We start from the raw sequence: 18460 nt of genomic DNA, 5'->3' as shown, positions 1-18460 counted from the left end.
GTGGTTTTAGCGCTACTTCAGAAAAAAGGTGAAGAACAGTAATATCTTGGGGTGGTACGATCGCTTGTGACTCTGAATGAAAACAGAAATTTCCCATTCAAGTTTATAGTCAAACAAGCTAGGATTTAGGCGGGGAATTTTACTTTTCAATCTGATTAAATCACGTCTCTTCAACCATCTATGAAGCCCTTGGTGGCTGCTATGACAATGCTGACAGCAGGATGATCAACTGCTTTTTCCAGAGCTTCTGATCCTGCTTCTTTCAGGGCATTGATAATTCGAGCTTTCAATTTTGGCTTCTGTTCTATTTCCTCTACTGCTTTGACGCCAACCATCGCAGTACTAGAATATTCCTGTGAGAGTTGATCTAAAAGTTCTTTAATATCTTTTGCAGCTTGTGCCAAGTTTTGCGAATTGTTGATTTGAGTACCGATTTTATCATGCATAACTTTATCGCCACCAACGTTATCCCCAGAGCCATATTGATTTACTGTTGACATTGAATTATTTTCCTTTTGACGAATTTGATTTTGTTGTTCTTGAACTTGATTTAGGTTGATATATATATTAGATGGTCTTTGCGGAGATTGAAGAGGATTTGGTTCAACCCTTAACGACCCTATAAACAACTTATCTTTCCCCCTATCTATCACATCATCAATTAAGCTCAAAACATTCGCTTTTTCAAAGCTAATATCACATTCAACATCATATTTTTGTTTAACAAGGCGATTTCTTAAATTTTCAAGCTTATAAAAATGTGGATCTTGGCTATCTTTGCAGGTATGGCAATTACAAGGGATTAATTTGTTGTACTTCAGTCGCTGGTACGAGTCATGAATTTTATCGAGTTCATGTGTAACGATGGTCATCAAATCTCTTTTGTGACGACCTGCGACTCGAATCTTAATCTCCCGCTTACCGTAATATTCAATCACCTCTGCCTTCGTCTGGTCTTTGCTGAGAACAACGCCGCTTTTCCACACACATTGTTGTTCATTCATCAACTCATGCATGGCAACTATGAACTGGGTGATGATGCCCTTGGGCATGAATTCATAGGTGTAACGCAAAATCAGATTATTGGTTTCATCCCAGTCATAGGAGAGTTGATTAGCAGATAGCAGTTGTGGGGCAATATACTTTCCTTGGCTTCTAGGAATTTCGTAGCACAGATGGAAGTTGATCATCAGGCGTAAAAGTTCATCATGCATTGTGGCGTATTTGTCTTCACACCAAATGTTTGCCAAGTCAAACCGGTTGAAACTGCCCAGGTTATGAATTATTTTTTCATTATCTAGCACCTTGTAGACTGCATCAGTTCCCCACTTGGGTTTGAGGATGACGGTTTTGTTCAAAAGTGCGTCTTCCTGAAAGTGCAAGCATACTCCCAAATCATGCAGATAGCTGCTCAACTGCAACTTGTCATTTCTTTGGGTGAACCCATTTTGTTGGCAGATGTTCAGGTATTCGTCCAAGCCGATGTAATTGCGTGAGTCACTCTCTAAAGCTTCTCGGACTCTAACCCAGGTTTTTGGGAGCGGACTGCCAATATGGGGCAGGTTTTTAACGTAATGCTTGATTTGTTGTAAAACTTGTTCCAAACCTCTATTTGTAGCAAGGTTTGTTGGTAGAGTTTCTTTCAAGTTGGTAAACTGCCCCCTTAACTGGAGTTCATTAATCTCCCGATGGCGGTTTTGCTTCTCATTTTTGATGATTAGCAGTGGACTATTATCACTCAACAGTTCCACAACATTCAGCCAGTAATAAAAATCTGTGTCTTCCTTGCGGGTATCTGCCACCAAACACCAAAGCATAGAGGGAACGCTTGGTGAGGAAAAACTGGTGAGTAGCATGGTAAATCTCTTGCCCCCCAAAGTCCCAGATGTTGACTCGAAATTCTCGCCCATTTTCCATTGGGAAACCCCACTGGATAACCTCAATTCCCTTCGTAGTATCTTCCTCTCGGAGTTGATAATTTTGGTCTTCAATTTTCTTTGCCAGCGTTGTCTTTCCTACTCCTCCTTCGCCGACAATTAGTAACTTTGCTTCACACAGATAATCTTCCCCCGCCTCTGCTAACTGTCTAAAGTAATTTTTTATTTTTTCAACATCAACGCTCTCAAATGGGTCATTTCCTAGAAGTTCTGGCGGTAAGTTTTCTATATTATTCTTAAACAGTATCAACTTTTTCAAGTTTTCTAATTGCAATATTCTAGAAGATATTTCTTGTATATTATTGTCACTTGAATACTCTATATGTTTTCTTCCTTTTATATGATAGGAATCATAATTTTCCAATCTTAATTCTTCCAAAGACTTTAATTTAAAAATAGAGTTAGGTATTTTCTCAAAATTATTATTACTTAAATCTAGGCACTTTAATTTTTGAAGTTGAGCGAAGGATTCTGGCAAATAGGATAATTTATTACCACTTAAATCTAATGAAATTAATCCTTTTATTCCAATAATCCACTCTGGTAATGTAGTTAATTCATAACCAGTTATACTAAGAATTTTTAGATTTTTTAGCTGGATGAGGCATTCTGGAATAATAGTTAATTTATTAAATCCAAAATATAGGTTTGTCAATATTTTTAAATGAGTAATCTGCTCTGGAATTGATGTTAATTCATTCCCGGTTAAATTCAGAGAAGTCAGTTTTTGTAAGCGGGTGATAGCTTCTGGCATCGTCCTTAATTGGTTGCCGCTTAAATTTAGGGAAGTGAGTTGTTGCAGGCGGCTAATGGCTTTTGGCAGCGTTCTTAATCGGTTGTAGCTTAAATCTAGGGAAGTGAGTTGTTGCAGTCTAGCAATCGGTTCTGGCAGCGTCGTTAATTGGTTGTAGCTTAAATCCAGGGAAGTGAGTTGTTGCAGTCCAGCGATCGCTTCTGGCAGCGTTGTTATTTGGTTGAAGCTTAACTTCAAAACCTCCAACCATTCTAGTTCAAACACCTCAGCAGGAATTTCTGTTAAATTTTCCTTGTCATAATTACCCAGATTACCTCTTAAATCTAATTCTTTAAGCTGTTTCTCTTTCGCTTCTCGTATTTTTTCAAGGAAACGTTGAGGCGTGTTTGCCATACTAAGGTTCACCTGTTAACGAAAGTTATATGTAATGCCCCTGATTCGCTGGACAATCTCGCAACCACTAATATTTTGCACTAATCCCAACAACCGCCACAGGTTTTAGTCCATTTGAGTGGCTTTGGCTATTGGTTCGTAGAACTTCGAGTTTCAGGCGATCGCGGCTACTAATTAAGAATGCCGCAAGATATCAAAGCAATCTAGTATCCTGTGTAACACTACATCAGCGCTAAGAATTTTTACTGAATCTAAAAAGAATTTATCATTACCAATGGCTTAGATTGGCTTGTAAACGAGTCTTCGATACTCGCGGACGAGTCTTTGATACTCATGAATGAGTCTTTGACACTCGTGGACGAGTCTTTGATACTCGTGGACGAGTCTTTGATACTCGTGAATGAGTCTTTGATACTCGTGGACGAGTCTTTGATACTCGTGAATGAGTCTTTGACACTCGTGGACGAGTCTTTGATACTCGTGGATGAGTCTTTGATACTCGCGGACGAGTCTTTGATACTCGCGGACGAGTCTTTGATACTCTTTTACTTCTTTAGCTGTTTTTTACGCGACTTCTCCAGCCCGAAAAATCTGTTCAGCAGTTAAATTCAACTCTGGGAATGCTGGCGAGTGAATGCGATCGCTTCCCCGAAATTGCCTAACCTGATACTCACCTTCAATTAGTTGATAAATCGAGATAGTTGGTTGTTTAGGATTGCCAATAAAGCGTCTACCACCTAAACCTAAATAGTCTACAATCCAGTATTCAGGTATTCCGACCTCTTCATATTTACCTGCTTTGGTAAAATAGTCGTCTCGCCAGTTGGTACTTACCACCTCAATTACTAAAGGAATTGAAGCCGCTTGGCTTACAGTAGATTCTTTTTTCCACAGAGGTTTATTTACTAAATTATACTTATTCAATAGCAGTACATCTGGTGAGTAAGCTGCTTCGCTCTGAGTCGGTTTAATGAATGCTGTTTTGGGGATGAAATAAGGTAATTTTAAACGTTTGTATTCTGTAACTATTTCCCCAACTAAAAATCCAAGAATCTGTTCATGTTCGCCTGTGGGAGGAGCCATTTCAACAATTACCCCATCATGTAGTTCATAACGCCTGTCTGAAGATTCGGGATACCAGGCGATAAATTCATCAAAGGTTACTTGTTTGGCTAAGGCTTGAGTCATATTTTGCCCTCTTGCTTGATGTCAAATTTGACCCCTCTCCAAACCTCTCCCCAACACGGAGAGAGGCTTAATCAGGGAATTGAGGTTAAACTTTCGCCGCCGCAGCATTTGGTAAACTCACTTTCAATCGCTTAAACATTGCTTCTCGTGCTTGTACAGCGAGACTATCGTCAAAAGGTTCTAAGGTAATTTCCTGTTGATACTTTAGCCGCAGTGCTGTTTGAATTAACCAATCGGCGACAAAGGGATTTTTTGGTAACAAAGGGCCGTGGGAATAAGTAGCGATCGCATTCTGATAAAATGCTCCTTCTGTCCCATCTTCACCATTATTCCCCAAGCCGTATACCACGCGCCCTAAAGCTTCCACTTTTCCCAACTTGGTGCGTCCGCCGTGATTTTCAAAGCCTACCAAATATGGTGTGCTACCCGTCATCTCTTTTAAATCTCGCGCTAGACGTGAGGCTGTCACTTCAATTACCAAGTTTCCAATACAGCGCTTAGTGTTTTCACCAGGATGCACTGAAACTAAATCGAGTATTCCCAAACCTTCAATCCGTTGTCCTAATCCTGGTTCATAATAATGTCCCAGTAATTGAGGTGAACCACAAGTAAATACTCCCGGTGTGCCATTTTCGATTTTCTCGCGCATTGCATCAGCTTTCGCACCTTGTAAATCACGCATGACAATTTCCTGCTGACGATCTTGTGCGCCACCACCAACGATTACATCTACAGTTTTAATATCTGCGGCTGTGGAATTTTGATCTAGGGGTAACACTTTAACATCGTATCCCCGCCATTGAGCGCGACGTTCTATAGTAATTACATTACCGCGATCGCCATAAGTACTCATCAGCGTCGGATAAAGCCAACCAATTGTTAATTCCAAATTTTGAGAACTCATAAATTTAGGGACTGGGGACTGGAGACTGGGGACTGGGGGAGAATAACAAATGACAAATGACAAATGACCAATGACAAATGACAAATTTAAAGAATTTTACGACCAGTCAGAACTTCTCGCACTTCTAGCATGGCTGAGTAGGTAGGTAGAATATGCAGAGTTTCATTCTCTGGTGTATGCTCTAATGCAGTAGCGATCGCTTTTCGTAAATCTTCTTCGACTATTAAATTTAAGTTGCTCTCAAGGGACTTTTGGCTGTAACGTAGACGTAGTGCCATATCGTAGACGCGATCGCCACTCACTACTAAAGTCCCGCCGCGTTCGACTAATTTCTCGGTGTCTACGTCCCAAATCCAGGATACATCAGTGCCATCGGGCGTGCGATCGTTCAATACCAGCAGTGTGGTTTTATCTGTGCTTTGAGTAACTACGCGAATGGTTTCATTCGTTCCTACAGGATTTTTTGATAACAATATTCGCACTCGTTTACCATTGATTACTAAATCTTCAGCCCGACCAAAGGCAGCTTGAAAGGTATTAATAGTATCTCTGATTGTTACTTCATCAACTCCCAACTCAATAGCCGCAGTTGCAGCCGCCAAAGTATTATATTTGTTGTACAAACCAACCAGAATTTGCGACCATTCACTACTTTCGAGAGTCGGTTTACTTTTACTAAAACCACACTTAGGACAAGTAAAATCTCCTAAATGAGACAAATAAACACCCTTGTAATCTAGGGAATGTCCACATTTGGGACAATAAATAGAATCAACAGCGTGAGGAATTGCTTCTAGATAATGTTCTGGTTCATTCAAGCCAAAGAATAACACCCGTTGGGGTAACTGCTGACCGAGGTTAGATAAAGTTGGGTCATCAGCATTAGGAATTACTATCGTTTCTGGTGGTAGTGTAGAAATAACTTTTGTCCAACGCTTACTGATTGTATCTACTTCGCCGTACCTATCGAGTTGGTCACGGAACAAGTTTAAACAGAGAATAATTCGCGGCTGGAGTGGTGCTAATACTCTTGGTACAATATTTTCATCAACTTCCAAAATGGCGTAATCAGTATTTAGCGTACCTAGTAAGTTGGTGCTTTCCAACAGCGCCGTCATCAAGCCATTTTCCAGATTTGCACCTGTAGAATTATGAGTGACACGAAAACCCTTGCGTTCTAATATCGTGCATAAAAGCAGCGCTGTAGTTGTTTTGCCGTTAGTACCAGCAATTAAAACCACCCCATTTTTAACTTGCTGACTCAATAATTGTAAGAGTCGGGGTTCAATGCGACGAGCAATTGCGCCTGGTAATACACTACCAGCACCCAGACGGAGCGTAGGCGCAGCCCGTCGAAGACATCGCACTATAAACGTCACACTCTTTGCCACTGACACCGCGAAACCCAATCGCAGCCTATCTATGAATTGTATTTTGTTTCCCACATCTGTACCCTAGTCTTCTGGCGGTTGCTAATTAAAAGTGCGAATTTAATCTTGTGAGTTTAGCGAATCCTGGCTGAAAAAGCCAGTATTCGCAATTTGAGATTTTGGATTGTTGCGCTACTTTACCTCTGTTTTGACTTCTGCGTAGCGATACCAGCCACTTGCGAGAGATAATCTCAGTAGGCGTTATCTTAAAAAATAGTGCGTGGGCGTAATTACATATCCAGCCCAGTTGGCCGAACTCAGCACAAATTCACGACAAGTAGTAGCTTGCAAGGTTCCTTTTGATGAATAGCACAAAGTTTCTTTTTTTACATAAACAAATTACTGGCTGGCGAAAGTGGTTGTCCAAATGCCTGTTGTTGCTTGTAAGTCTTTTCATTATAAGTATGCAACCTGCATCTGCTGGTCTTAATAATGATTTATATGATGGCAACATCTTTGTCGTTTATGCTGGCAATGGTTCCTTGGTTCCTCCCAGACAGACACTCGCACAGACTTTAGCGGAACATAAACCCGTATTTTTGGCTTTTTATCTGGATGATAGTAGCGATTCCAAAAGATATGCCATTTCCATTTCACGGGTACAGGAATTCTATGGTCGGGTAGCAGAGATTATGCCGATTAGTGTAGACACTATCCCGCCTAAAGAGACTTACGATCCAACAGAACCAGGATATTACTATGCTGGGAGTGTTCCTCAAGTCGTGGTGTTAAATAAATCAGGTGAAGTAGTTTTGAATAAAAAGGGTCAAGTACCTTTTGAAGAGATAGACGATCAATTTCGTAAAATCTTTGATTTATTACCACGCACTGAAACAGCACAGCTAAAGCGGCGAGCCTTTAATGAGTTCAGCAGTGAGTTAGCTAAATAACTTATGGGGTAGGCCAAATTGGTCTGCCCTAATTTTTAGTTATATCTGTTACTACATTGCCGCCGATGTCAAAGCATAATGATTAGAAAGTTAATCTATAGTCTATAAGTCCGTAACAACTGACTAATGACTAATGACTAATGACCAATGACTAAATAGAGTGTATTCTGATGTCAAAGGTTTACACCACCCAGGAACTAATTCAAATTTTGGCAGCCGAACGCCAAGCTTGCCTCAAAGGAAAACGCTTAAAGTTAGAAATAAAAATCTCTGGCAATCCTGTAATTGACCAGTTTATCAGCACTGATGGGTTGCAACAGTTTACTGCCTATCAAGATTTTAAAACTGCAATTCACGAGTATCAGAAAGAAAATCGAGTTTCTGGTATTATTTGGCGAGAAGTGACAGTTAAAGGAAAAAACTTGCACTATCCCGAAATAGATACTGAGTTAATTGCCCTCAATGGTGACTTAGAGATATTAAAAGCTGCTAAAAATTCCATCCTAGAATTTTGGTATGAAGTCACTATCGGAATGGACTTATACTTGAGTTTTAATAATAGTAAACAACACCAACAAATTGTCACATCTGATGTAGAGAGAATTGTTCAAAGAACAGAGTGGGCAAGTTTGTGCAAGTGGGAAAATTCTAGTTTTTTGGAAATGATTTTGCAGTTAGGATGGGGTAAACCAGAAGAAGCTTATTATAAACGAGGAAGACCGCGATCGGGTAGTGAATATATTCACGCAGTCAATCCCGGAAATCGCCCTATTGGTTGACTTCAGAAGGCAGAAGGCACAAGAAACCCACATTTAAAACTCTGAAAAATATCTGGAGACAAGCTCAATTGGAGGAAGACTGATGCGTTATACAGTTGTGATTGAAAAGGGAGCAACTAGCTATGGTGCTTATGTCCCTGATTTACCAGGTTGTGTAGCTGTGGGTGAAACTTTAGAAGAAGTCAAGCAGATGATTGCAGAAGCTATTGAATTTCATATAGAAGGAATACTAGAAGATGGTTTACCTATTCCTAAACCTACAAGCATCGCTCATGAGGTTGAAGTTGCAAACTACAGCAAAATATAATTATAGAAAACTACTAAATTAGTACCAAATAATCCTTCTAGTATTTTGTCAAATTATACCAATTGGAAAAAAGAATGCGACAAATAGACCATTTGTAGAGACGCGATTCATCGCGTCTTTACTTTACCCAAGGATGTGTTGCAATCATTAATTGAATTGGTATTAGTTTTGAAAGTTTATAGTAAGGACTTTAGTGCTTAGAAAACAAGGACTAAAGTCCTTACTACGAACTTGTTAAGAAACGATGCTTATCGGCTTTGAACTATGGACTCTTGACTAGAGTTTTCAAGTTCTGGAAGTTCTACTCTGGCGGGTTTCCAACCACCTGCCCAAGCAAGACATAAATGACGGAAGCGATCGCCCCGCACCTCAAAATTCGGGTACTGGTCAAAACTCGCACAAGCCGGAGATAGCAACACCACAGGCGCTTGATACTGCTTGGCTAATTCTGCCGACTTGGGAACTGCCCTTTCCATAGTTTCCACAATATGGTAATTATGATACCCTATCTCTTGCAGACGTTTGGCAAATGCAGGTGCAGCAGAGCCAATCAATAACACAACAGCAGCTTTGGTTTGAATTTGTGCTAACCAGCCAGTATCATCCCCTGCTTTGGCTTCTCCACCAGCAATTAAAATCGCTGGGCTGTTAACGGATGCTAAACCAACTTCAGCCGCATCGTAGTTAGTAGCTTTGCTGTCGTTAATGAAATCAATCCCTTCCCAAGTGCAGATATGCTCCAAACGATGGGCAACACCAGGAAATTCTCGAATTGCAAGTGCGATCGCATCACGATTAATTCCCGCTAATCTTGCTGTTGCTACTGCCATCAACAGATTTTGCTGGTTATGTTCTCCCACCATTCGCAAAGCAGATACTTTCACAATCGGTTCTGGTGTCGAGGTTGCAGTCAATTTTTCCACAACCCAGCCGTCTTCGATATAAAAGCCTTTTTCGCTAATCAGGAAATCTTTTCCTTTGACACTTGTCCAATAAGCATCAGGCCAAGCACTTAAACCTAACTGGCTCAAGTAGGCATCATCGCCATTGAACACTTGCAACTCCGACTGACGCAATAACTTAGCTTTGATGTTGTAATAGTTCTCTAAAGTTTTATGGCGACTGAGGTGATCTGGTGTGAAAGTCGTCCAAACACCGATCCGGGGAGCAAGAGAACTCGAAGACTCTATTTGATAGCTGCTAACTTCCGCAATCACCCAATCAATACAATTTTGGATTTTAGATTTTGGATTTTGGATTGCAGTTTCTTCGCCTCTGCTCCTCTGCCCCTCTGCCCCCCTGCCCCCCTGAGATAGGGCAACTTCACAAGCGGCGTAGCCAATATTCCCGCAGGCTGGTGCATTTAATTCTGCTGCTTGGAAAATGGCAGCAATTAAAGCTGTGGTAGTAGTTTTGCCGTTAGTGCCGGTAATTCCTACCCAAGGTAGCGATTGTAAATTTCGCCAAGCGAGTTCCATTTCGCCAATGGTTTCAATACCTAACTGGCGTGCCTCAACTAACACGGGAATATCCCAAGGCACGCCAGGACTAACAACTATTAATTGGGGTAAATTAGCACCATTTAATTCTAGAGATTGGCCGAGTTTTACGGTTATTTGCTCGGCAGCGAGTTCTTGTTGTTGTTTTAGGAGGGTTTCGGAGGTGTTGCCATCACTCAGCTCTACCTCCCAACCTTCCCGTTTCAACAATCTCGCCGCAGCAACACCGGACTTTCCCAATCCAATAACAGTAGCTCTAGGCATAGATTGCAGCAGAGTGTCCCTGGTTAAGCACTCCCTATACTAGCGTTTATTGGCAAAAATTACACCAGTTTTTGTTAACCTACGCTACAGATTTTTAACGATCGCACCGAAGTCAGCTAAAACACGGGCATGATTGCGAACTAATCCCAGCAGATGTAACCGATTACGCTTAATTTCTGGATCGGAGTCCATAACTAAAACGCTATCTGGGCCATCAAAGAAGTTACTAACTGCCGGAGCAATTTTTGTGAGTGCTGCTACTAACAGTTGATAATTTCGGGTTTGCTGTGCTGCTTGAGTTTGTGGTACTGATTCGATTAGTGCATTATACAAAGCACTCTCAGAGGATTTTTGGAATAATTCTTGACGAACTACGGTTGTTGGTTCTAGCTGTTTTGTATCCAAATCACCTTGGGCGGCTAATCGCGTGGAACGGTTAACGGTTTCGTAGATGTTATCTAAAGTACTGTCGTTGCGGATTTGTTGTAAGTATAAGGCGCGATCGCGTACATCCAATAAATCTTTTAAAGTCCGTTCTGTGTATTCTGGGTCATTTTCTCCCAATACTGCATTTACTAAGTCGTAATCAATCTGCTTTTCTTCTTGTAGTAAAGTGCGGATGCGTTGCAAGAAAAACTCTTGTAATGCTGTGGTTAATGATGTCCGATCTTTGTGATATTTTGCTGCAAATTCTGTTGCTATTTGCGCCAATAAATCATCTAAATTTATTGGCAAATTATCAAACCAAACAATTTTAACTACAGCATTAGCTGCACGGCGCAAAGCAAAGGGATCGGATGAACCAGACGGAATTAAACCTAAACCAAAGATACTCACTAAAGTATCTAATCTATCTGCCAAACCAACAATTTTACCCGTGAGTGTTTCAGGTAAAATATCACCGGCTCCCTTTGGCAAATAATGTTGATAAATTGCCTTTGCTACTTCGGCATCTTCACCACTGGCTAAGGCATATTTTTCTCCCATAATGCCTTGCAATTCGGGGAATTCATACACCATTTGTGTCACCAAATCTGCTTTACATAATAAAGCAGCACGTTGGATTCTTTGGCTTTGGTCTTCCGCTAATTCTAATTGACTGCTAATTTGCTCGGCGATTTTAACTATTCTATCTATCTTGGCACGCACCGAACCCAATTCTTCTTGGAAAGTGACTTTTTCTAACTGGGGTAAAAAGTTTTCTAAAGGCTTAGTTAAATCAGCTTCGTAGAAAAATCTGCCATCAGCTAATCTGGCACGAATTACCCTTTCATTGCCGACGGCAACAATATCTGATTTATTGGGATCGCCGTTAGAAATAGTGATGAAGTTAGGCAATAATTCTTGCTCAAAACTCCCTGGTTTGAATACAGGAAAATAACGTTGATGAGTAACCATGACTTCAGTAATTACCTCAGTTGGTAATTCTAAAAATTCTGGTTCAAATTTACCAACAACTGCGGAGGGATATTCTACAAGGTTGGTTACTTCCGCTAACAAATCGGGGTAAATTACTGTATACCCGCTTAAATTCTCTGCAACTGCATTTACTTGCTCTTTAATCAGATTTGCCCGTTCTTCTGGGTCAACGGTGACATAAGCAGACTTGAGGGCGGTAACATAATCAGTAGCTTGGGCGATTGTCACAGGTTCAGGATGTAAGACACGATGACCTTGAGAAATGCGATCGCTCTGAACCGTTTTAGAACCATTGATTAATTCTAGAGGCAGCACTGTCTCATCTAACAAAGCTACCAGCCAACGAATTGGTCGGGAAAACCTCGCATCCCCATTCCCCCAACGCATCAACCGCTTACCCTCTAAACCCCAAATCCACTGGGGAACAAGTTCTGTCAAAATTTCCGCCACAGGACGACCAGGAATTCTTTTTTGCACAAAGACAAATTCCCCTTTTTCAGTGGGGCGAACTGACAGCGCATCCAGTTCTACACCTTGCTTTTTGGCAAAACCTGCGGCTGCTGCTGTCGGCTGACCATCTTTAAAGGCGGCTTGGGCGGGGGGCCCTTTAATTTCTTCTTCTCGATCTGGTTGCTGCGATGGTAGACCTTTAATCACTACCGCCAGCCGCCGGGGAGTACCGTACACCTGGACACTTTCGGACTTGAGGCCGTTTGCTTCCAGGCTTTGGGGAATGCGTTCCTGCCATTGCACTAAAGCATCACTGAGAAAACTTGCAGGTAGTTCTTCTGTACCAACTTCTAATAGAAACCCAGGCATATAACACTGTTTTCAACTTTGCGTAGCTCAACTTTATCAGTTATTCTCAGGCGATCGCTCGTGATTTTTAGCTGAATCGGTCATCGAAGAGAATAAAGGGAAAACCCCATAGTTAACAATTCTAAATTCAAAATTAAAGACATTTTGTCTGCGGCACGCTATGCAAATAGACGAGGATTTAAACTCCTACTGTTAGAAGCTCCCCCAGAGTAACTGGGCTACGTGAAAACGCAGGGATTTCAAACCCTTTAATTTACGATAAATCAGGAATGGAAGTTAAGCCAGAGTGGATTGCATACAAAGAAGCATAGATGCAGAGGGGTTTGTCGTCAGACATCACTACAGACTTAACATTTTATGCAAAACTTTATAAAACAAGTGCTTCTCTTCATAAATTCATTACATTACATACCGTATTTTGTGCGGTATTTACGGATATATATTTCTATCGTAAGCTTAGTCTTGATTGATGCATTGATATATGCATCATGACAATCAATTTTGGAGTTATGACCATGAAAAATATTTTCGCCAAAATCACCGCGATCGCAGCAACCAGTGTTGCGATCGCTACTAGTGCTAACAACCCAGCCCAAGCTATTGAATTAAACTTTAACTGGCAAGGTGATGCTGGTTACTCAGCAACAGGTTCATTCAGCTACGACGAAACTACAGCACCAACAATCATTTCAGAACTTGGTAGTGGAGCCACCAACTTTTTACAATCCTTGAATGTCTCCTTCTTAGATCCATCTAAAAATCTTCTGGGAACCTATAACACCGTTAGTGGGGGAGTATCAGAATCTAGCTTCTTTGCTTTTAACTTTAATACTTCCACTCAGACATTATTTGGCCCCTTTGATGTCGCCGGAGGGACGGGTGTGATTGGAGAATATTTCTTTCAGGGAACAGTTGGCGACTCTTTGTTCTTACGTCAGGATGTCGATCAACAGGGAACGTCAAGAACACTAGATCAAAATTCTGGTTCTATTCAAGTATCCAAAGTCCCTGAGCCTGCTTCTCTCTTGGGTTTGCTAGCATTTGCTGGTTTGGGTGTAGCTTCAACTTTCAAGAAAAAGCAAGCCTCTTACTAGAAATTAGGGCTTTCTAGTCAGAGCTTGCCAAATTTACTGAATCTCTATTCTAGCCCTACTAGTTCAGTTAACTAGTGGGGTTATCATATAACCTCATTAAAATATGAGTGAAAACTAGGTCTCTACAAGGATTCTGGATAACGCATATTTAATTTCACCAAATGTCTATTAGTTTGTCATCAACACTTTTACAAAGCTCAGGGCTGAGTGAAATTAATTTTTACTTTTACCCCAGCATTTATGACTCAGCACCCAACACTGTTTTGCTCAGTGCCTTTGAACTACTCAAAAAGTTGGATTTTGCTTAATCAATACAATACTTATAACTTGGTTAAAAATACTTCATGTGCCAGTTGAAAAGGCGGAATGAGGGTTATATGCATAACAGTGAATATAATGTTACAATTCTCGAAGTATAAATTGAGGCATTAGTTCGGAGATAAATAGACCAACTATTGTCCTAATCACTAGAGAATAAAGTCTATATTTATCAATAGCCTAACCTGTGTATACAAAGTCATATTTTAATTTTTAAGTGTTTTATGCAGTAAAAAAATTATCTTGTGAAAACTACGAAGAAAATTTCTAACCAATGTTTAACACATTTTTTTTAATCAAACAATTTAACCAGTCCAAATACAGCATTTGTAAATAAATGAGGTAACAAAATGCAGGGATACAAATCAGATATAAATAGTTTCTATCTCTGCCTACTGCTTCCAAATCGGTAGCTTTGTACTTCATGCAAAAAAAATTCTGTAAATAATAAAAATAGCAGCCCCACTGGCTATTCATAAGTAATCTGATCGTCTCATGCTATCTTCACAAAATTCACAAATAATTCATGCATATTCTGATTTATTCCTACAACTATCATCCAGAGCCAATTGGAATTGCTCCGTTAATGACTGAATTGGCAGAAGGACTAGTAAAGCGAGGTCATCAAGTGCGAGTGATTACGGGAATGCCCAACTATCCTCAGCGCGAAATTTACGATGGGTATCAGAATAAATGGTATCTTACGGAACAAAAAAATGGCGTCACAATTGCGCGAAGTTACGTCCGAATTAAGTCTAAACCTAACCTCGTGGATCGGCTGTTACTGGAATTAAGCTTTGTTTTCACGAGCTTACCCCAAGCCTTTAAAGGTGGGCGACCAGATGTGATTATTTTAACAGTTCCGCCGCTGCTAGGTACGTTGCCAGCAACAACATTGGGCTGGTTATACAACTGCCCAGTAGTTCTAAATGTGCAAGATATTTTACCAGAAGCTGCTGTGCGTATCGGGCTATTAAAAAACAAGTGGATGATCCGAACTCTTGCAGCTTTAGAGAAATTTGCATATCGGACTGCACACACTATTAGTGTGATCACTGATGGGTTTCGTGAGAATTTAGTAAATAAGGGAGTACCTGTTAATAAAATCGTTTGTATTCCCAATTGGGTAAATGTAAATTTCATTCGCCCGTTACCGAAACAGAGCAACTCTTGGATATCTAACCATCAACTAGATGGGAAATTCGTAGTACTTTATTCAGGCAACATTGCTCTAACGCAAGGTTTAGAGACAGTAATCGAAGCAGCCGTTTGTTTACGTCATATCAAAGATATTGTCTTTGTCATTGTTGGCGAATCAAGAGCATTGCAAAGATTGCAGGAATATTGTTTATCAAATGGAGCAGATAATGTTTTGCTACTACCGTTACAGCCGCGAGAAAAACTACCTGAAATGCTAGCAGCTTCTGATGTCGGGCTAATTGTGCAAAAGCACAATGTGATTTCGTTCAATATGCCTTCAAAAATACCACTTTTATTGGCGAGTGGTCGCCCAATTGTGGGTTCAGTTCCCGCCACTGGTACTGCTGCTAAAGCCATCGAACTCAGCGGTGGTGGGATAGTTGTTGAACCAGAATCGCCCCAGGCAATGGCCGCTGCGGTGCATGATTTATATGCTAATCCGGCTCTAGGGACGAAACTAGGTAACACAGGAAGGCAATTTGCCGAAGAAAATTATTCCTTAGAGCAAGCGCTCGATCGCTATGAGTGGCTTTTTTCTCATATTGTTACCAACCGAAAATCAACTGTGGGGATTTTACCGAAATTCGATTCTAAGAAATCAGTTGTGGATGGTTGAAAGGGATTTAGGATTTATCACTCGTCGGCTATACAGACAAAGCTGCGATTGGGATAAATTAAATCACCCATTCGGGTGAGTTAAAGATCAACCGATCGGGTGAACTAACTGTAGGAAGTTGAGACTGCTCAAAAATAGGAATCTAGAGAACACTGGCTGATTGCACGTCGTTCTTGGTGAGGATAACTTGATGAAACTCGCAACTTTGATTAAGACAGCTGAATTAATCAGCGTCGGCTTACTCCTGCAAAGAAGTAAAGCTACGCGTAGCGTGTCGTAAACAAAGCATCGCTCCAGACTTTTTTCTTCCTTAAGATCAGTATTCACTAGTACTCAAGGGCGATAAACTCATCTGTAACTTAAACTTATACCAATCTTGTCTGCTATGTGGTTATAATGCAAGCAAGCGCTTGCAGACACTCATAGAAAACTTAGCGTCAAGTACGGCACAAACTTATGCACCCTTGATCTAGTCAGCAACTAAGGTATTTGCAACGGCAAGTTTAACACAGCGACAACGCGAGAAATTGCTCGTGTTGCTGCGGTCAATGAGGTAACTTTATTTCGTCATTTCCAGAACTAAGAAACAACTACTAACTTGCTCTAATTACCGAAGCATCGCTTTACAGACAGAAGCTTGAACTGCAACAACATGAACCGTGCTTTCTCTCTGAGCTAAGGCACTGGGTTTTTACTGACTAACAAAAAACTATAAATTACACTTTAAGAAATTGAACGGAGTTAAGTAATGTACAAATCAACCATAATGTGCTGAATAAAATTGCTTCATTTTAGGTGCTAGACATCGTGAGCGATCGCCCAAATACCCAAACATATTTGTCACCAACATAGAGAAAAAAAGGCTAAAAAACTATTCATTCAAATAATGCTTTTTTAGCGAAGAGTAGATTGCCCAAGTCTAAATCCACAAGACGAGAAAACGAAGATGTCCCATTCCGAGTTCCCTGACTCTCCCTTACCCATTGAAATAGAACAGCCTGCTGTTACTGATTCTAATCAAGAGTCGCAACAATTGCCACAGCGATCGCCTAAGCCACCTCAAAAACGGCGTTGGCCCCTGATTTTGGGAATTATCCTATTAATTGCAGGTGTTGGTTTTGGTTGGCGCTGGTGGCAAACTAGTAACGCTAAAAATGCACCAGGTGGTGCGGAAGCAAATGCTAGTCAACCTAGAGCAGTTCCGGTTAAGCTAACAACAGTGAAAACTGAAACCGTTCAAGAAAGTTCGGAGTTTATTGGCTCCTTAGAGGCTCCACGTTCAGTACTCATCAAGCCACAGGTTGAAGGGCGAATTACCGAGATTTTCATCCAAGAGGGCAACCGCGTTCAACAAGGACAAGTCATTGTTAGTCTGCAAAGTGATAATGTCCAAGCTCAATTGTTACAGGCTAGAGGCTCACTCCAACAAGCCCAAGCACGTCTTGCTGAACTCAAAGCAGGTACGCGACAAGAAGAAGTTGCCCAAGCTAGAGCGCAGTTAACCCAAGCCCAAGCTCGCTTTAGAGATGCGCAATCGGGATCGCAACCAGAAGAAATTGCTCAGGCTGAGGCTCAAATTCAGTCAGCTAAATCTGATGTGGAACTAGCACAGTCACGCGCCAAACGATATGCACAATTGAGAAAAGAGGGCGCAGTTTCCCAAGATACCTTAGAAGGATATGTCAAAGAACAGCAAAGTGCTGAAGCTGCCCTGGTCGTAGCCCAGAAACGCTTAGATCAACTCCGCCAAAGCAGAAGATCGAGTGTTAATGAGCTAGCTGGTGCTTTGGAACAACAGAAACAAAACTTAAGACAACTAGAAAATGGTTCGCGTCCAGAAGAAATTGCCCAAGCCCGATCGCAAGTAACTCAAGCAGCTGCCCAAGTTCAAGCCGCCCAAGTCCAATTGCAATACACAAAAGTTCTGGCACCTTTCACTGGCATTGTTGGTGATATTCCCGCCAAAGTGGGAGATTATGTGGAAAAAGCAGATCAACTGACTACACTCACCAGAAACGACTCTTTAGAACTGAATATTTCCGTTCCCGTAACTGAAGCCAGAAAGTTGCGCTTGGGCTTACCTGTGCAAATGCTGGATGTCCAAGACAAACCCATCGCAACAGGTAAAATCAGTTTTATCTCCCCAAATGCTAGTTCCGATTCGCAGACAGTTTTGGTAAAAGCCAACTTTGGTAATTCGAGAAATCGACTGCTTAATCTTCAGTCAGTGCAAACCAAAGTGATCTGGAACGAACGTCCAGGAATTTTAATTCCAGTTACAGCAATATCTCGCTTGGGTGGAGAGACTTTTGTATTTGTGGCCCAAGCGCAAGCGCCGCAGGAAAATTCTAAACCTGGAGCGCCAGCTTTAGTTGCTAAACAAAAACCGGTGAAATTAGGAGTTATTGAGGGGAATAATTATCAAGTTATCGAAGGACTAAAAGCGGGGGACAAAATTGTTGTTTCCGGCATTCTTAACTTAACCAATGGCGCTCCCATTACTCCTGAAACAGAAGAAGTTGGTAGCCAGAAGCCTTAGCTGAAGAGCGAAGATGAGGGCACGGGGGCAGAGGAGCAGAGGAGCAGGGGGGAAATAACCAATGCCCAATGCCCCATGCCTCATGCCCAACGCCAAATACCAAATACCCA

14 protein-coding genes are annotated in these 18460 nt (G+C 41.2%); 7 read left to right on the top strand and 7 right to left on the bottom strand.

What is annotated here, in order from left to right:
- Positions 1 to 170: 170 nt before the first annotated feature.
- From V7K61_RS18445 to V7K61_RS18425, 5 genes are all read right to left on the bottom strand, one after another.
- Complete coding sequence (locus V7K61_RS18445; RefSeq protein ID WP_335055448.1) at positions 171 to 1817, bottom strand: COR domain-containing protein; 1647 nt, start codon at positions 1815 to 1817, stop codon at positions 171 to 173.
- Positions 1735 to 3084, bottom strand: a complete 1350-nt coding sequence (locus tag V7K61_RS18440) for a leucine-rich repeat domain-containing protein (protein WP_335055374.1) — start codon at positions 3082 to 3084, stop codon at positions 1735 to 1737. Before V7K61_RS18440 ends, V7K61_RS18445 begins: the two co-directional genes overlap by 83 nt.
- A 564-nt stretch (positions 3085 to 3648) precedes the next feature.
- Positions 3649 to 4272, bottom strand: coding sequence for a Uma2 family endonuclease (locus tag V7K61_RS18435; RefSeq protein WP_335055372.1), 624 nt, complete (start codon positions 4270 to 4272; stop codon positions 3649 to 3651).
- Between the two features lie 85 nt (positions 4273 to 4357).
- Complete coding sequence (locus V7K61_RS18430; RefSeq protein WP_335055370.1) at positions 4358 to 5176, bottom strand: type 1 glutamine amidotransferase; 819 nt, start codon at positions 5174 to 5176, stop codon at positions 4358 to 4360.
- 86 nt (positions 5177 to 5262) lie between these two features.
- Complete coding sequence (locus V7K61_RS18425) at positions 5263 to 6621, bottom strand: Mur ligase family protein (RefSeq protein ID WP_335055368.1); 1359 nt, start codon at positions 6619 to 6621, stop codon at positions 5263 to 5265.
- Positions 6622 to 6908: 287 nt separating this feature from the next.
- On the opposite strand from V7K61_RS18425, the gene V7K61_RS18420 reads away from it, so the two are divergent.
- From V7K61_RS18420 to V7K61_RS18410, 3 genes are all read left to right on the top strand, one after another.
- On the top strand, positions 6909 to 7496 hold the full coding sequence (locus tag V7K61_RS18420) for a thylakoid membrane photosystem I accumulation factor (protein WP_335055366.1): 588 nt from the start codon (positions 6909 to 6911) through the stop codon (positions 7494 to 7496).
- 170 nt (positions 7497 to 7666) lie between these two features.
- A complete protein-coding gene (locus tag V7K61_RS18415) occupies positions 7667 to 8275 on the top strand; it encodes a hypothetical protein (protein WP_335055364.1) in 609 nt (202 codons plus the stop codon).
- A gap of 82 nt (positions 8276 to 8357) precedes the next feature.
- Complete coding sequence (locus V7K61_RS18410; protein WP_335055362.1) at positions 8358 to 8582, top strand: type II toxin-antitoxin system HicB family antitoxin; 225 nt, start codon at positions 8358 to 8360, stop codon at positions 8580 to 8582.
- Positions 8583 to 8830: 248 nt separating this feature from the next.
- On the opposite strand, the gene murD is transcribed toward V7K61_RS18410, so the two are convergent.
- Positions 8831 to 10345 (bottom strand): UDP-N-acetylmuramoyl-L-alanine--D-glutamate ligase, encoded by a 1515-nt coding sequence (gene murD / locus V7K61_RS18405; RefSeq protein ID WP_335055360.1) that lies wholly within the window; start codon positions 10343 to 10345, stop codon positions 8831 to 8833.
- An 84-nt stretch (positions 10346 to 10429) separates the two neighbouring features.
- Entirely contained in the window at positions 10430 to 12583 is a 2154-nt protein-coding gene (gene glyS / locus V7K61_RS18400) for a glycine--tRNA ligase subunit beta (RefSeq protein WP_335055358.1), read from the bottom strand.
- A 515-nt stretch (positions 12584 to 13098) separates the two neighbouring features.
- Between glyS and V7K61_RS18395 the strand changes: the two genes are divergently transcribed.
- The 4 genes from V7K61_RS18395 to V7K61_RS18380 all read left to right on the top strand — a co-directional run bounded on the left by V7K61_RS18395 (position 13099) and on the right by V7K61_RS18380 (position 18350).
- Positions 13099 to 13677: a PEP-CTERM sorting domain-containing protein gene (locus V7K61_RS18395; RefSeq protein ID WP_335055356.1), complete on the top strand. Its 579-nt coding sequence runs from the start codon at positions 13099 to 13101 to the stop codon at positions 13675 to 13677.
- An 844-nt stretch (positions 13678 to 14521) separates the two neighbouring features.
- Positions 14522 to 15811: a glycosyltransferase family 4 protein gene (locus tag V7K61_RS18390; protein WP_335055354.1), complete on the top strand. Its 1290-nt coding sequence runs from the start codon at positions 14522 to 14524 to the stop codon at positions 15809 to 15811.
- 487 nt (positions 15812 to 16298) lie between these two features.
- Positions 16299 to 16394 carry a TetR family transcriptional regulator gene (locus tag V7K61_RS18385; protein ID WP_335055446.1) on the top strand — a complete coding sequence of 32 codons (96 nt, stop codon included), beginning with the start codon at positions 16299 to 16301 and terminating at the stop codon, positions 16392 to 16394.
- 363 nt (positions 16395 to 16757) lie between these two features.
- The gene (locus tag V7K61_RS18380) at positions 16758 to 18350 is read left to right on the top strand and encodes an efflux RND transporter periplasmic adaptor subunit (protein ID WP_335055353.1); all 1593 of its coding nucleotides are present in this window, start codon (positions 16758 to 16760) and stop codon (positions 18348 to 18350) included.
- Positions 18351 to 18460: the final 110 nt, after the last annotated feature.

The sequence above is a fragment of the Nostoc sp. genome, assembly GCF_036918015.1.
Classification (GTDB): domain Bacteria; phylum Cyanobacteriota; class Cyanobacteriia; order Cyanobacteriales; family Nostocaceae; genus Nostoc.
The sequence above is the reverse complement of the archived record's forward strand: the minus strand, read 5'-3'. Positions and strand labels throughout refer to the sequence as shown.

Bases quoted from the DNA above. Each gene is read 5' to 3' on its own strand.
- V7K61_RS18415 (WP_335055364.1), top strand. From the start codon at position 7,667: ATGTCAAAGGTTTACACCACCCAGGAACTAATTCAAATTTTGGCAGCC.
- murD (WP_335055360.1), bottom strand. From the start codon at position 10,345: ATGCCTAGAGCTACTGTTATTGGATTGGGAAAGTCCGGTGTTGCTGCG.
- V7K61_RS18420 (WP_335055366.1), top strand. From the start codon at position 6,909: ATGAATAGCACAAAGTTTCTTTTTTTACATAAACAAATTACTGGCTGG.
- V7K61_RS18435 (WP_335055372.1), bottom strand. From the start codon at position 4,272: ATGACTCAAGCCTTAGCCAAACAAGTAACCTTTGATGAATTTATCGCC.
- V7K61_RS18390 (WP_335055354.1), top strand. From the start codon at position 14,522: ATGCATATTCTGATTTATTCCTACAACTATCATCCAGAGCCAATTGGA.
- V7K61_RS18430 (WP_335055370.1), bottom strand. From the start codon at position 5,176: ATGAGTTCTCAAAATTTGGAATTAACAATTGGTTGGCTTTATCCGACG.
- V7K61_RS18440 (WP_335055374.1), bottom strand. From the start codon at position 3,084: ATGGCAAACACGCCTCAACGTTTCCTTGAAAAAATACGAGAAGCGAAA.
- glyS (WP_335055358.1), bottom strand. From the start codon at position 12,583: ATGCCTGGGTTTCTATTAGAAGTTGGTACAGAAGAACTACCTGCAAGT.
- V7K61_RS18380 (WP_335055353.1), top strand. From the start codon at position 16,758: ATGTCCCATTCCGAGTTCCCTGACTCTCCCTTACCCATTGAAATAGAA.
- V7K61_RS18445 (WP_335055448.1), bottom strand. From the start codon at position 1,817: ATGCTTTGGTGTTTGGTGGCAGATACCCGCAAGGAAGACACAGATTTT.
- V7K61_RS18410 (WP_335055362.1), top strand. From the start codon at position 8,358: ATGCGTTATACAGTTGTGATTGAAAAGGGAGCAACTAGCTATGGTGCT.
- V7K61_RS18395 (WP_335055356.1), top strand. From the start codon at position 13,099: ATGAAAAATATTTTCGCCAAAATCACCGCGATCGCAGCAACCAGTGTT.